The sequence below is a fragment of the Citrobacter sp. CK199 genome, assembly GCF_030333285.1.
Lineage (GTDB): Bacteria > Pseudomonadota > Gammaproteobacteria > Enterobacterales > Enterobacteriaceae > Citrobacter_B > Citrobacter_B koseri.
Genome location: NZ_JAOWGF010000025.1, coordinates 117,163 through 130,777, shown reverse-complemented (window position 1 = coordinate 130,777; position 13,615 = coordinate 117,163). Strand labels below are relative to the sequence as shown.

Annotated in this window: 12 protein-coding genes and 1 tRNA gene; 4 read left to right on the top strand and 9 right to left on the bottom strand. The window is 55.0% G+C overall.

Annotated elements, in window-relative coordinates; genetic code table 11:
* Window positions 1-9: 9 nt before the first annotated feature.
* A complete protein-coding gene (csgG, locus tag OGX75_RS09455; protein ID WP_024130452.1) occupies window positions 10-843 on the top strand; it encodes a curli production assembly/transport protein CsgG in 834 nt (277 codons plus the stop codon).
* A 117-nt stretch (window positions 844-960) separates the two neighbouring features.
* On the opposite strand, the gene OGX75_RS09450 is transcribed toward csgG, so the two are convergent.
* The 4 genes from OGX75_RS09450 to ghrA form a co-directional block, all read right to left on the bottom strand.
* The gene (locus OGX75_RS09450; RefSeq protein ID WP_114848580.1) at window positions 961-1,443 is read right to left on the bottom strand and encodes a DUF1097 domain-containing protein; all 483 of its coding nucleotides are present in this window, start codon (window positions 1,441-1,443) and stop codon (window positions 961-963) included.
* Window positions 1,444-1,544: 101 nt separating this feature from the next.
* Window positions 1,545-2,099, bottom strand: coding sequence for a TorD/DmsD family molecular chaperone (locus tag OGX75_RS09445; protein ID WP_230011325.1), 555 nt, complete (start codon window positions 2,097-2,099; stop codon window positions 1,545-1,547).
* Window positions 2,100-2,122: 23 nt separating this feature from the next.
* Window positions 2,123-2,860: a phosphatase gene (locus OGX75_RS09440; protein ID WP_012132897.1), complete on the bottom strand. Its 738-nt coding sequence runs from the start codon at window positions 2,858-2,860 to the stop codon at window positions 2,123-2,125.
* A gap of 86 nt (window positions 2,861-2,946) precedes the next feature.
* Window positions 2,947-3,885, bottom strand: a complete 939-nt coding sequence (ghrA, locus tag OGX75_RS09435) for a glyoxylate/hydroxypyruvate reductase GhrA (RefSeq protein WP_012132898.1) — start codon at window positions 3,883-3,885, stop codon at window positions 2,947-2,949.
* A 235-nt stretch (window positions 3,886-4,120) separates the two neighbouring features.
* On the opposite strand from ghrA, the gene OGX75_RS09430 reads away from it, so the two are divergent.
* Window positions 4,121-4,208 (top strand) — tRNA-Ser (locus OGX75_RS09430).
* Window positions 4,209-4,744: 536 nt separating this feature from the next.
* Here OGX75_RS09430 and phoH read toward each other — a convergent pair.
* From phoH to OGX75_RS09415, 3 genes are all read right to left on the bottom strand, one after another.
* Complete coding sequence (phoH, locus tag OGX75_RS09425; protein WP_047457616.1) at window positions 4,745-5,533, bottom strand: phosphate starvation-inducible protein PhoH; 789 nt, start codon at window positions 5,531-5,533, stop codon at window positions 4,745-4,747.
* Between the two features lie 562 nt (window positions 5,534-6,095).
* Window positions 6,096-7,604: a sodium/proline symporter PutP gene (gene putP / locus OGX75_RS09420; protein WP_286451619.1), complete on the bottom strand. Its 1,509-nt coding sequence runs from the start codon at window positions 7,602-7,604 to the stop codon at window positions 6,096-6,098.
* Between the two features lie 157 nt (window positions 7,605-7,761).
* Complete coding sequence (locus tag OGX75_RS09415; RefSeq protein WP_123907508.1) at window positions 7,762-8,028, bottom strand: hypothetical protein; 267 nt, start codon at window positions 8,026-8,028, stop codon at window positions 7,762-7,764.
* Here OGX75_RS09415 and putA point away from each other — a divergent pair.
* Window positions 8,027-11,989: a trifunctional transcriptional regulator/proline dehydrogenase/L-glutamate gamma-semialdehyde dehydrogenase gene (gene putA, locus OGX75_RS09410; RefSeq protein WP_286451621.1), complete on the top strand. Its 3,963-nt coding sequence runs from the start codon at window positions 8,027-8,029 to the stop codon at window positions 11,987-11,989. The two genes, OGX75_RS09415 and putA, sit on opposite strands and share 2 nt — an antisense overlap.
* Window positions 11,990-12,116: 127 nt before the next feature.
* Window positions 12,117-12,512, top strand: a complete 396-nt coding sequence (locus OGX75_RS09405; protein ID WP_286451622.1) for a lysozyme inhibitor LprI family protein — start codon at window positions 12,117-12,119, stop codon at window positions 12,510-12,512.
* On the opposite strand, the gene rutR is transcribed toward OGX75_RS09405, so the two are convergent.
* Both rutR and OGX75_RS09395 read right to left on the bottom strand, forming a co-directional pair.
* Window positions 12,509-13,147 (bottom strand): HTH-type transcriptional regulator RutR, encoded by a 639-nt coding sequence (gene rutR / locus OGX75_RS09400; protein WP_012132906.1) that lies wholly within the window; start codon window positions 13,145-13,147, stop codon window positions 12,509-12,511. The genes OGX75_RS09405 and rutR overlap by 4 nt on opposite strands.
* Before the next feature lie 201 nt (window positions 13,148-13,348).
* Window positions 13,349-13,522: a con-10 family general stress protein gene (locus OGX75_RS09395; RefSeq protein WP_012132907.1), complete on the bottom strand. Its 174-nt coding sequence runs from the start codon at window positions 13,520-13,522 to the stop codon at window positions 13,349-13,351.
* Window positions 13,523-13,615: the final 93 nt, after the last annotated feature.

Genomic DNA, 13,615 nt, shown 5'->3' with positions numbered 1-13,615 from the left:
ACAATAATCATGCAGCGCTTACTTATTTTGGTTGCAGTATGTTTACTGAGCGGATGCTTAACCGCCCCGCCTAAAGAAGCCGCGAAACCGACATTAATGCCTCGTGCGCAAAGCTATAAAGATTTGACGCACCTGCCGATGCCAACGGGTAAGATTTTTGTCTCGGTTTATAATATTCAGGATGAAACGGGCCAGTTTAAACCTTATCCGGCGAGTAACTTCTCGACTGCCGTTCCGCAGAGCGCCACCGCGATGCTGGTAACCGCGCTGAAAGACTCCCGCTGGTTTATCCCGCTGGAGCGTCAGGGACTGCAAAACCTGCTGAACGAACGCAAAATTATTCGTGCAGCGCAGGAAAACGGCACGGTGGCTATCAATAACCGAATCCCGCTTCAGTCCCTCACCGCCGCGAATATCATGGTGGAAGGGTCGATTATCGGGTACGAAAGCAACGTGAAGTCAGGCGGGGTCGGCGCGCGGTACTTCGGTATCGGTGCGGATACGCAGTATCAGCTTGACCAGATTGCGGTAAACCTGCGCGTGGTTAACGTCAGCACCGGCGAGATCCTCTCTTCGGTCAATACCAGCAAGACCATCCTTTCCTATGAAGTGCAGGCCGGGGTGTTCCGCTTTATTGATTACCAGCGACTGCTGGAAGGTGAAATCGGCTACACCTCTAATGAACCGGTGATGCTGTGTCTGATGTCAGCGATTGAAACGGGCGTTATCTTCCTGATTAACGACGGGATCGATCGCGGCCTGTGGGATTTGCAGAACAAAGCGGAGCGTCAGAACGACATTCTGGTGAAATACCGCCACATGTCCGTACCGCCGGAATCCTGATATTTCGCCAACCGTAGAATGCCCGATGGCGCAGGCTTATCGGGCCTACAGCAGGCAGGATAAGTTTGCGCCATCAGGATTGACATCATATGAGCGTGGGGGAAACCTCACGCTTTTTTATTTGCTGACCGCCGTCGGCGAAGACTCTCTTACCCGACGAGACGCCAGCCACAGCCCGCTATTTTTCATCGCATAGCCAAACACGAGTCCCAGGGCCAGCGAAGGCAGAACCAGTCGCCAGTCCCCCTGCCCTGCAAACGTCGCGCATGCGCCGATAAAGGTGCCAGGCACAAAAGAAAGCAACAGCTGCTTCGCCTGAACGCACATCAAAAACGCGACGATTCCCGTCATGACGTAACTGACGATCTCCAGATGCGGAGCCAGCGCGCTGCCGTGAATAATCACCAGCGCCCACACCACGCCGCTCAGGAGCGTACATGCAGAAATCAATAACCCTTTCAGGCCGCCCTGCGGGCAGGCGAAATAGGCCGTACAGCCCAGAAAACCCGCCCAGCTGAGCAGGCCAAGGGAAACGGCCACCCATCCCCAGATACCGGAGAGAATGCCCGTTGTGATTGCAATGGAGATAAGTATGTTCATGCCGCGCATCATAGCAGAAAAGCGGCATACGAATGAGATCACGCACACATTTTATGCAAGGAAATTAATCACGTTGCATAACAAAGTGACCATGATCACATTTACTCTTCAGCACCTTCCTGTAACTCATCCCACATTGCGCCGATCGCATCGCGCGTCAACGGCGCCATCGTACGCCAGAATGGCGTCGCGGCATGGGCTTCCACTTTGCCAAGGAAAGTACCGCACCAGGGAAGCAGGTATTCAATAAACAGCGTTTCCAGCGCTTCGCTCTCATCTTCAGCAGACTGATCCTCCAGCCAGGAGGCGGCCAGCAGCAGCGTACCGATATGGTCGGCAGGGGTATCCGCCAACGGCATACCGCGAGCGGAAAGAAATGCGCGAACATCAGATTCCTTTGCCCCTTCCACCCAGGCGCTGCGATAAGGCGACACGGCGCACTCGTCGCCGACAAACAGCGCATTGTAGTCCGCCGCCAGTTGGGCCATGTCGCAACTTTTCTGCAACCGCGCCAGAAGCTCATCCTGCTCCAGCGGCCAGCTTGCCGACAATTTACCCTCTCGGATCAGCGTAAACAGAGGAACCAGCAGAGGGTCCTGCGGTTGGCGGTAATACAGCGATCCCAGCACACGACACAGGATAGAAAACTCATTCATTGATATATTCCAGTTATCAGCAATTAAAGTTCAGCAAACTCCGGGATCGGCGCCATACCGCGCGATTCCAGAAATCTCAGTAAGCGTCCTGGCGAAACGTTTAAAACGCGTTCTTCCGGGAAATCCACTTCATCCAGGATCTTCCGGCATTCGGCAAATTCACCGAGTGTAAACGCAGTATGGGAATCTGACCCTAACGCCACCCACCCGCCAGCGTCACGCACGGCTGCGGCCACCGCGCGGCAATTATCTTCACTGCCTTTGCGCGAATGCAGGAATGACGAGTTATTGATTTCCAGCGCCACCTGGTATTTAGCCGCCGCCTGCGCAATCGCGGTGATATCGACAGGATACTTTGGGTTGCCCGGATGGCTGATAATATGCACATTTCCGCTGGCCATTGCGGCAATCATCGCCTGGGTATTGGTCTCTTTATCGTGCGGCGCGAAAACCGGTTCATGGAAACCGGCGATAATCACATCCAGCGAGTTCAGCATCGGGCCCGTGCAGTCAATCTCGCCATCAATATTCTTGATGTTGGCTTCAATACCGCGAAGAATGCCCACCCCGTCAACCAGACGCGGCCAGATACGCATGTTGATAAAGTGCCAGTGATGCGGAGCATCGGCCATATCCGGGCCGTGATCGGTAATGGCAAAGAGCTTAATACCTTTGCGTTTCGCTTCGGCAATATAATCGTGCAAGGTACTGTATGCGTGGGTGCTGGCGACGGTATGCATATGCAAGTCAACGGGATACATAACTCACTCCTGTAGTCGTTTTCCGACAAGGATAGCAGGTATCGTCACCATTTATTAGTCGAAACCCGGCGCTAACCGGGTTGTCATCAGTAGCCGCGAACGCGATCGACCTGACCCGTCACGGATTCGCCGCGCTCCAGATGCGTAATGGTGCGCGAAATATAGTCCACGGCTTCCGCCGGGCGGGTGACGGCGGCAATGTGCGGCGTCATCGCCACGCGAGGGTGTTGCCAGAGCGGGCTCTCTTTTGGCAACGGCTCGCGGCTGAAAACATCCAGCATCGCCCCTTTGAGTTTTTCGCTATTCAACGCGGCAAGCAGATCGTCCTCATTAACATGCACGCCACGCGCCAGGTTAAGCAGGTAAGCGCCATCCCGTAACTGATTGAGCAAGCCGGAATTAATAATGCCCACCGTCTCCGCCGTATTTGGCAGCAGGTTGATCAGCACCCTTGTTTGATTCAGGAATGCGCCTAACTCCTCAGCTCCCGCAAAACTCTCTACGCCAGGCCAGGATTTACGGCTACGGCTCCAGCAGCGAAGCGGGAATCCCCATGCCTGGAGCGCTTCAGCGACTTTGGCGCCCAGCACCCCCGCCCCCATAATACCGACGGTGAATTCATCGCGATCATATTCCGGCAGCGGCTGCCATGTTGACTGGTTTTTCAGCGCCTGATAATCATCGAAACGGCGGAACCAATGCAGCACCTGGCTCACGGCATACTCCTGCATTTGCAGGCCCATGCCGGTATCTTCCAGGCGGAACAACGGGATAGAGGCATCCAGCATTTCCGGGTGCGCTTTGAGCTTACTCAGAATGGAATCCACACCTGCGCCAAGCGCAAATACGGCTTTTAGCTTCCGTCCTTCGAGCATCTCCACCGGCGGATGCCACACGAGCGCATAATCCGCAGGTTCGTTATCACCGGGTTTCCATTCACGAATATTCGCGCCGGGAATCGCCTTTGCCAAAGCGTTAAGCCACCAGGCCGTATCGAAGGTCGGGTGATAGAACATTATCTCCATGTTGACTCCTGAGTGTTGTTGTGCGGAATTTACTCGCACTTATTATCATCATTTTCATAGGGATCATCAGCATAACAAATTTAGAGATGCTGGCAAAAAAAGCAGTTTCCGCTTATTTAAACTGCATGTTGATTGAAGTTTGTGTAATTGCACGATTTTTTAGAAAAGGTGATTGACGCCGGGGGCGTATTTCCCTAAATTAGCGCCCGTTCCAGCAACACTGGAACGACAATATGGTGAGGTGTCCGAGTGGCTGAAGGAGCACGCCTGGAAAGTGTGTATACGGCAACGTATCGGGGGTTCGAATCCCCCCCTCACCGCCATATTCAGAAAAAGAGCTCGTACGAAAGTACGGGCTTTTTTTTCACCTATTGCACGTACTGTGGGGGGATGAGAACCCACGACCGGGGTTCGACAACTGGCGGCAGCCAGTTGGACAGACCGCGAACGCAGAGAGCGGGCTGCCCGCAGGGCGAGCGAAGCGAGTCAATCCCCCCCAGAGCTCGTACGAAAGTACGGGCTTTTTTTTGCCTATTGCACATGCTATCCGGCTGACAAGAACACCGTAGGCCCGGTAAGCGTTAGCGCCACCGGGCTCCCGCACATCGCCGGATGGCAGCGCAAGCGCCTTATCCGGCCTACAAAAACATCCCAGGACCGGTAAGCGTTAGCGCCACCGGGCGCTCGCACATCGCCGGATGGCAGCGCAAGCGCCTTATCCGGCCTACAAGAACATCCCAGGACCGGTAAACGTTAGCGCCACCGGGCTCCCGCACATCGCCGGATGGCAGCGCAAGCGCCTTATCCGGCCTACAAAAAACAAAGCCCGGTTTCCCGGGCTATGAGATCTGACGACGCTTCAGTTATAAGCATGAAGGGTTCGTTGGCACAATGCCGAACGCACGCAGTCGTCTTTATGGAAACGGACAATACCTATCATCTCATCTTCTTCAAAGCGAGCTAACGCATCACTTAACCCTGATTGAACATGAGTCGGTAAATCGCACTGGGTAATGTCGCCATTTACGATAACCGTCACGTTCTCCCCGAGGCGCGTTAAGAACATCTTCATTTGCGCAGCAGTCACATTCTGAGCCTCGTCAAGAATGACGACTGCATTTTCAAATGTACGTCCGCGCATATAGGCGAACGGCGCGATTTCCACCTTACCAATCTCAGGCCGCAGGCAGTATTGCATAAAAGACGCGCCCAGGCGTTTCACCAGCACGTCATAGACGGGCCGGAAATAAGGCGCGAACTTCTCGGATATATCGCCTGGTAAGAAGCCGAGATCTTCATCGGCCTGCAAAACCGGACGGGTAACAATAATCCTGTCTACATCTTTATGTATCAGGGCCTCTGCTGCTTTTGCCGCACTGATCCAGGTTTTTCCACACCCGGCTTCGCCAGTGGCGAAGATCAGTTGTTTACTCTCGATAGCATTCAGGTAGTGCTCCTGAGCCTCATTTCGCGCTACGATTGGTGTGGCGTCACGGCTATCACGCGCCATGCCTATCGCTTCTACGCCGCTCATCTGCACAAGCGAGGTGACCGATTCTTCTTCACGTTGTTTGTGGCTACGCGAATCCCGTCTCAGCACACGTTTTGCTTCACGACGAGCTTTGATCACTGCTTTTTGTCTTCCCATGGATAGCACCTTGAGTTGTTGGTATACATCACACGCGCCGTTGGCGGCACGATTATGCGCACAAACATCTGAGGGTTGGCTTCCTTGTAAGCCATAGCTTGCTTTTTGAAAAGACGCCCTACACGGCTACGCGCACCGAATACGGCGTCAGTAACAGGGATAAAAAGAGGAAGTGAGAGGAATTTAGCGGTGACGACAGGGCTACCGGAGGAGAGGCATCCGCATAAGTTATTGCTGTTACTGCGAAAAACGTGTCCAGTACAGGACCTTACCATTCGCGATCTCCATAGTGAAAAGTGTCATCACTGCCGGGAACTACCGCTATTACGTATTAGTACAACATAATTTATCATTAATGCAACAACATATTTACCATGCATTAACTAAAGTTCCCCTTTGCACTGGCAATAGTCTCTTACAGAGATATTACAAAATTATTTCACCTGAACGCTCATAGTAAAAATTAATACTTTCATTCATCGACATACAGAGAAACACGCCACAATTCTGAATAAAAAGCCCGCGCATGGCGGGCGATGAAAGTAAACGGGCAGCGGTCAGATTACTCTGCCTGTAAACGCGACGGCGGTGCGGAGTGGTAATACGCATCCGCTTTTGCAAAACGTTCTTGCATAGCCGACGACGGCGCTTTACCCAGCAGGCTAAAGACCACAATCCCGATGCTGCCGAAGATGAAGCCAGGGATGATTTCGTACAGATCCAGCCAGCCAAACTGTTTCCAGACAATAACCGTCAGCGCCCCGATAACCATTCCGGCCAGCGCGCCGTTACGGGTCATACGCGACCACATCACCGAGAACAGCACGACCGGGCCAAACGCCGCGCCGAAGCCCGCCCACGCATAGCTCACCAGACCGAGCACGCGGTTTTCAGGGTTAGCAGCCAGCGCGATAGACACCAGCGCAACCACCAGCACCATAATGCGCCCTACCCATACCAGCTCTTTCTGGCTCGCGCCTTTACGCAAGAAGGCTTTGTACAAATCTTCGGTAATCGCGCTGGAGCACACCAGCAGCTGGCAGCTTAACGTCGACATCACCGCCGCGAGAATAGCGGACAGCAGAATACCGGCAATCCACGGGTTGAACAGGATTTGCGCCAGTTCAATGAACACGCGCTCCGAGTTCTGGTTCACCGCTCCGGCCAGTGCCGGGTTATTGTTAAAGTAAGCAATGCCGAAGAAGCCGACAGCCACCGCCCCCGCCAGACACAGGATCATCCAGCTCATACTGATGCGACGCGCGTGCACGATGCTGTGGTGAGAATCCGCCGCCATAAAGCGCGCCAGAATATGCGGTTGACCAAAGTAACCCAGCCCCCAGCCCATCAGGGAGATAATGGCGACAAAGTTCAGTCCCTTGAGCATATCCACATTCTCAATGCTCTTTTGTTTAATCACTTCCAGGGAGTCACCAAAACCGCCGACGCTGATGATCACCATAACAGGCGTCAGAATCAGGGCGAAAATCATCAGGCTGGCCTGGACGGTGTCTGTCCAGCTCACGGCCAGGAAGCCGCCAATAAAGGTATAGATAATGGTGGCTGCCGCCCCCGCCCACAGCGCAGTTTCATAGCTCATGCCAAAGGTGCTTTCAAACAGACGCGCCCCTGCCACAATCCCCGATGCGCAATAAATGGTGAAAAACAGCAGGATAACCAGGGCAGAGATAATGCGCAGAATGCGACTTTTATCTTCAAAACGCCCGGTAAAATAATCCGGCAGAGTCAGGGCGTTATCATTAAATTCAGTGTGGACGCGTAAACGTCCAGCCACCAGTTTCCAGTTAATCCATGCCCCTAACGTCAGACCAATCGCGATCCAGCTTTCAGAAATCCCCGACAGGAAAATCGCCCCCGGCAGACCCATCAGCAGCCAGCCGCTCATATCAGATGCGCCAGCGGATAATGCCGTCACAAACGGCCCAAGGCTGCGGCCGCCGAGAATATAGTCATCAAAGTTTTTGGTCGAACGCCATGCAATAAACCCTATCAATATCATGCCAAAGATATAGACACAAAACGTCACCAACATCGGTGTGCTAATAGCCATCAAAAGTCTCCAGATTTTATGTGCCGGCAATAATAAGAGCTGCCGTTTTATACCCTGCCGGAACGTGGCAATGGTGTTTATGTTTACCAGGGCGACCGTATCCTGCCGGAAGCGGTGGTCATTCACAATCGATTTAACACATCATTTACATCAAATTTTATTCGGGTGGGATACTATTTTTCTCCAGGTTGCACTCTCTCACATTTTTTAAGGTTGCACCTTTCAAAAGTGTTAACTGCCGCAGAGAAAAAGATTTGGTTATTGTTTTTATCCCATCCAGAAGAGTCTCTTCTTTTAACATTTCATTCATTTTTAAGCTTGCAAGGCAGGTCACATTTAACGAGGTTGCACAAAGTTGCAACATGGTGGATATTTCTCGATAACTATCAGCAGCACATATCAGAACAACAGGAGTAGACGGCATGGGAACCACCACGATGGGGGTTAAGCTGGACGACGCGACGCGCGAACGTATTAAAACAGCAGCAACACGAATTGATCGCACCCCACACTGGCTGATCAAACAGGCAATCTTTAATTATCTGGAAAAACTGGAAAGCGACGAGGCGTTACCGGAGTTGCCCGCCCTGCTGGCTGGCGCCGCCAATGAAGGCGATGAGTCAACCGCACAGCAGGAAGAAAACCACCAGCCTTTCCTTGAGTTTGCCGAGCAGATCTTGCCTCAGTCGGTCTCCCGCGCCGCGATTACCGCAGCTTACCGTCGCGCCGAAACCGATGCGGTGCCGATGTTAATGGAGCAGGCGCGTCTGCCGCAGCCGGTGGCCGAACAAGCCCACAAGCTGGCCTATCAACTGGCGGAGAAACTGCGTAACCAGAAAACGGCCAGCGGCCGCGCCGGGATGGTGCAGGGGCTGTTGCAGGAGTTCTCCCTCTCCTCACAGGAAGGCGTCGCGCTGATGTGCCTTGCAGAAGCGCTGCTGCGTATCCCGGATAAAGCGACGCGTGACGCGCTCATCCGCGACAAAATCAGCAACGGCAACTGGCAGTCGCATATTGGCCGCAGCCCGTCGCTGTTTGTTAATGCCGCCACCTGGGGTCTGTTGTTTACCGGCAAGCTGGTCTCTACCCACAACGAAGCCAGTCTCTCTCGCTCGCTGAACCGGATTATCGGTAAGAGCGGCGAGCCGCTGATCCGCAAAGGCGTGGACATGGCAATGCGCCTGATGGGCGAGCAGTTCGTCACCGGCGAAACCATCGCCGAAGCGCTGGCGAATGCGCGTAAGCTGGAAGATAAGGGCTTCCGCTACTCCTACGATATGTTAGGCGAAGCGGCGCTGACCGCCGCCGATGCGCAGGCTTATATGGTTTCGTATCAGCAGGCTATTCACGCCATTGGCAAAGCGTCTAACGGACGCGGAATTTATGAAGGGCCGGGGATCTCCATCAAGCTTTCCGCCCTGCACCCGCGCTACAGCCGCGCGCAGTATGACCGTGTGATGGAGGAGCTGTATCCGCGCCTGAAATCCCTGACGCTGCTGGCGCGTCAGTATGATATCGGCATCAACATCGACGCCGAAGAAGCTGACCGTCTGGAAATCTCCCTCGACCTGCTGGAAAAACTTTGTTTTGAGCCGGAACTGGCTGGCTGGAACGGCATCGGTTTCGTGATTCAGGCTTATCAGAAACGCTGCCCGTTTGTGATTGATTATCTGATCGATCTCGCCACGCGCAGCCGTCGCCGCCTGATGATCCGCCTGGTGAAAGGCGCGTACTGGGACAGTGAAATCAAACGCGCCCAAATGGACGGACTGGAGGGATACCCGGTTTACACCCGCAAGGTCTATACCGACGTTTCTTATCTGGCCTGCGCGAAAAAACTGCTCGCCGTACCGAATCTGATTTACCCGCAGTTTGCGACCCATAACGCCCATACTCTGGCGGCGATTTATCAACTGGCGGGGCAGAACTACTATCCGGGCCAGTATGAATTCCAGTGTCTGCACGGCATGGGCGAACCGCTGTACGAGCAGGTCACCGGTAAAGTGGCAGATGGCAAACTCAACCGTCCGTGTCGTATTTATGCCCCGGTCGGCACGCATGAAACGCTGCTGGCGTATCTGGTGCGCCGCCTGCTGGAAAACGGCGCTAACACCTCATTCGTTAACCGTATTGCCGACGCCACGCTACCGCTGGATGAACTGGTCGCCGACCCGGTGGAGGCCGTGGAAAAACTGGCGCAGCAAGAAGGGCAAACCGGCTTGCCGCATCCGAAAATCCCGCTGCCTCGCGACCTCTACGGACAAGGCCGGGAAAACTCCGGCGGGTTGGATCTGGCTAACGAACACCGTCTGGCTTCCCTCTCCTCCGCCCTGTTGAACAATGCGCTGCAAAAATGGCAGGCCAAACCGATGCTGGAACAGCCGGTCGCTGACGGAGAGATGACGCCGGTGATCAACCCGGCAGAGCCGAAAGACATCGTCGGCTACGTGCGCGAAGCCAGCGCTGCGGACGTTGAACAAGCGCTGCAAAACGCGGTTAACAACGCCCCTATCTGGTTCGCGACGCCACCGCAGGAACGCGCCGCCATCCTGCAACGCGCGGCGGTATTAATGGAAGGCCAAATGCAACAGCTGATTGGCATTCTGGTTCGTGAAGCCGGGAAAACCTTCAGTAATGCCATTGCAGAAGTACGCGAAGCGGTGGATTTCCTTCACTACTACGCCGGGCAGGTACGCGATGACTTTGATAACGAAACGCATCGTCCTTTAGGCCCGGTCGTCTGTATCAGCCCGTGGAACTTCCCGCTGGCCATCTTCACCGGACAAATTGCCGCTGCGCTGGCGGCGGGCAACAGCGTCCTCGCGAAACCGGCGGAACAAACGCCGCTGATTGCCGCCCAGGGCATCGCCATCTTACTGGAAGCCGGTGTTCCGCCGGGCGTAGTGCAGCTGCTGCCCGGCCAGGGTGAAACCGTTGGGGCGCAGTTAACCTCCGACGAGCGCGTACGCGGCGTGATGTTTACCGGCTCGACCGAAGTCGCCAGCTTATTGCAGCGTAACATCGCCACCCGTCTGGATGCGCAGGGTCGCCCGATTCCGCTGATTGCGGAAACCGGCGGGATGAACGCCATGATCGTGGACTCCTCCGCCCTTACCGAACAGGTGGTTGTGGATGTGCTGGCATCTGCGTTTGACAGCGCCGGGCAGCGCTGTTCGGCGCTACGCATACTGTGCTTGCAGGATGATATCGCCGACCACACCCTGAAAATGCTGCGCGGGGCAATGGCGGAATGCCGCATGGGCAATCCGGGCCGTCTGACCACCGACATTGGCCCGGTTATCGATAACGAAGCCAAAACCAATATCGAGCGCCATATTCAGGCGATGCGTACGAAAGGTCGTCCGGTATTCCAGGCCGTACGTGAGAACAGCGATGATGCGCGCGAATGGCAAAGCGGCACCTTTGTTCCGCCAACGCTGATTGAGCTGGAAAGTTTTGATGAGCTGCAAAAAGAGATCTTCGGGCCGGTGCTGCATGTGGTGCGTTACACGCGTAATCACCTTCCCGAACTGATTGCGCAGATCAACGCCTCCGGCTACGGTCTGACGCTGGGCGTACATACCCGAATTGACGAGACCATTGCGCAGGTCACCGGTTCAGCGCACGCAGGCAACCTGTACGTCAACCGTAATATGGTCGGCGCGGTCGTGGGCGTCCAGCCATTCGGCGGCGAAGGCTTGTCCGGCACCGGGCCGAAAGCGGGCGGTCCGCTCTATCTCTACCGTCTGTTGGCAAATCGCCCGGAAAACGCGCTGGGTATTACGCTTGCCCGTCAGGATGCGGACTACCCGGTGGATGCCCAGCTTAAAGCCGCGCTGACTCAGCCGCTTGACGCGCTGACCGGGTGGGCGGCGGATCGCCCGGCCTTGCATACGCTCTGTCAGCAGTTTAGCGAGCTGGCGCAGGCCGGAACCCAGCGTTTGCTGCCTGGCCCTACCGGTGAGCGCAATACCTGGACGTTACTGCCGCGTGAACGCGTATTGTGTCTGGCTGATGACGAGCAGGACGCTCTGGTGCAGGTCGCCGCCGTGACAGCGGTCGGGAGTCTGATTTTGTGGCCGGACGATGCCTTCCATCGCGAACTGGCGAAGCGCCTGCCCACAGCGGTTTGTGAACGTATTCAGTTTGCGAAAGCGGACACGCTGACTTCGCAGCCGTTCGATGCGGTGATCTTCCACGGCGATTCCGATCAGCTACGGGCGCTGTGCGAGGCGGTAGCCGCCCGTGACGGCGCGATCGTGTCGGTACAGGGCTTTGCCCGTGGTGAAACCAATATCTTGCTGGAGCGTCTGTATATCGAGCGCTCGCTCAGCGTTAACACCGCTGCGGCAGGTGGTAACGCCAGCCTGATGACAATTGGTTAAGGCTGTGGTTAATTAAGGCTTTGGAAAATGCCCGGTGGCGCTACGGCTCACCGGGCCTACAAAACACATTTGTAGGCCGGATCAGGCAAAGCCGCCATCCGGCAATGTTTTAGAGCCAGAGGGAAGTATGAAGCGAATTATATTCACATGCGCTGCGCTGCTACTCAGCGCTCCGGCACTGGCCGATGACTGCGCCAACGCCAGCACGCAAATGGAGATGAACACCTGCGCCGCCGCGCAATTTCAAACCGCCGATAAAAAACTCAATGAAACGTACCAGAATGCGCTAAAACGCGCCGAACCGCCGCAGCGTGACTTGCTGAAAAAAGCGCAAATCGCCTGGATTGCCCTGCGGGACGCCGACTGCGCGCTGGTCAGTTCCGGCACGGAAGGCGGCAGTATACAGCCGATGATCGCCAGCCAGTGCATGACGGACAAAACGGACGAACGCGAAGCGTTTTTAGCTTCGCTGCTGCAATGTGAGGAAGGCGATTTGAGCTGTCCGTTGCCGCCTGCCAGTTAACGTACGCGAATGCCTTCAATAATCATCCGCTGTACGCTTTCGACCGTTTGATTGAAAAAGGCTTCATCACGCAGCGTTGCGCCCGTTACCGCTTCGACCTGAGGCGCAAAATCGGCGTAATGCTGCGTTGAAGCCCAAATCATAAAGATCAGGTGATGCGGATCGACGGGCGCCAGTTTTCCACTGTTTACCCATCCGGCAATCAATGCCGATTTTTCGTCAATCAGCGCCTTCAAATCCCCGGTCAGTTCTTCCATCAGCAACGGCGCGCCCGCCAGCATCTCCATGCAAAAAAGCCGGGAAGCCTGCGGATAATCACGGGAGACCTCCAGTTTAAGACGGATGTACTCTTTGATCGCCACCAGCGGCGCGAAATCTTCACGAAAGGCCTTTAACGGCGCCAGCCAGATATCAAGGATTTGCCGCAGTACGGCGACATAAAGCGCCTCTTTCGACGGGTAATAATAGAGCAAATTGGTTTTGGACACTCCCGCCTGCTCAGCCACCTGCTCCAGACGTGAGCCATGAATACCGTACTGGGAAAACGTGTTTAATGCAGCAGTTAAAATCGCCTGCCGCTTGGCGCTGACGGCCTGTGAACGTTTACCTGTTTTTTTCTCTGCGCGTTGAACCATGCGCCCTCTCCTTGTTTTATTGCCGCCAGGATACCGTGGCAACGGCGCTTTTTTCTTTTTGAACGTCAGGACGCTTAGTTTGCGTCGCCTGCTGCGACACTTCAATCTTACGGACAAAAAAACCGCCGGAGGAACCGGCGGCGGTGGCATCATAACGTTTACCAGCGGCATGCGCTAAACATTATGGCGTTAACTTACAGGCTAGCTGTTACGGTTACCGTGACTGCTTTTGCCCCCTTTTTTGCCTGCTTCTGATGCACGCTGCGGGTCATTCTTAAAGTTGCCCCCGCTGTGCTGGCCACCTTTACGACCTGCTTCTGATGCTCTTTCGCGGTCTTCCGCAAAATTACCGGAACCGCCCCGATGGTTTGCCATTACTGACCTCCGTCATAGATTAGACATCATATTGCATCGGTGTTGAGGAAGATCTCCTCACGCGGCATATGGCAGACGCCACAATTATTGCCA

Coding starts and splice junctions, on each gene's coding strand:
- ghrA (WP_012132898.1), bottom strand. CDS start 3,885: ATGGAGATAATGTTCTATCACCCGACCTTCGATACGGCCTGGTGGCTT.
- csgG (WP_024130452.1), top strand. CDS start 10: ATGCAGCGCTTACTTATTTTGGTTGCAGTATGTTTACTGAGCGGATGC.
- phoH (WP_047457616.1), bottom strand. CDS start 5,533: ATGGGAAGACAAAAAGCAGTGATCAAAGCTCGTCGTGAAGCAAAACGT.
- OGX75_RS09440 (WP_012132897.1), bottom strand. CDS start 2,860: ATGTATCCCGTTGACTTGCATATGCATACCGTCGCCAGCACCCACGCA.
- putA (WP_286451621.1), top strand. CDS start 8,027: ATGGGAACCACCACGATGGGGGTTAAGCTGGACGACGCGACGCGCGAA.
- OGX75_RS09395 (WP_012132907.1), bottom strand. CDS start 13,522: ATGGCAAACCATCGGGGCGGTTCCGGTAATTTTGCGGAAGACCGCGAA.
- OGX75_RS09415 (WP_123907508.1), bottom strand. CDS start 8,028: ATGCCGTCTACTCCTGTTGTTCTGATATGTGCTGCTGATAGTTATCGA.
- rutR (WP_012132906.1), bottom strand. CDS start 13,147: ATGGTTCAACGCGCAGAGAAAAAAACAGGTAAACGTTCACAGGCCGTC.
- OGX75_RS09445 (WP_230011325.1), bottom strand. CDS start 2,099: ATGAATGAGTTTTCTATCCTGTGTCGTGTGCTGGGATCGCTGTATTAC.
- putP (WP_286451619.1), bottom strand. CDS start 7,604: ATGGCTATTAGCACACCGATGTTGGTGACGTTTTGTGTCTATATCTTT.
- OGX75_RS09405 (WP_286451622.1), top strand. CDS start 12,117: ATGAAGCGAATTATATTCACATGCGCTGCGCTGCTACTCAGCGCTCCG.
- OGX75_RS09450 (WP_114848580.1), bottom strand. CDS start 1,443: ATGAACATACTTATCTCCATTGCAATCACAACGGGCATTCTCTCCGGT.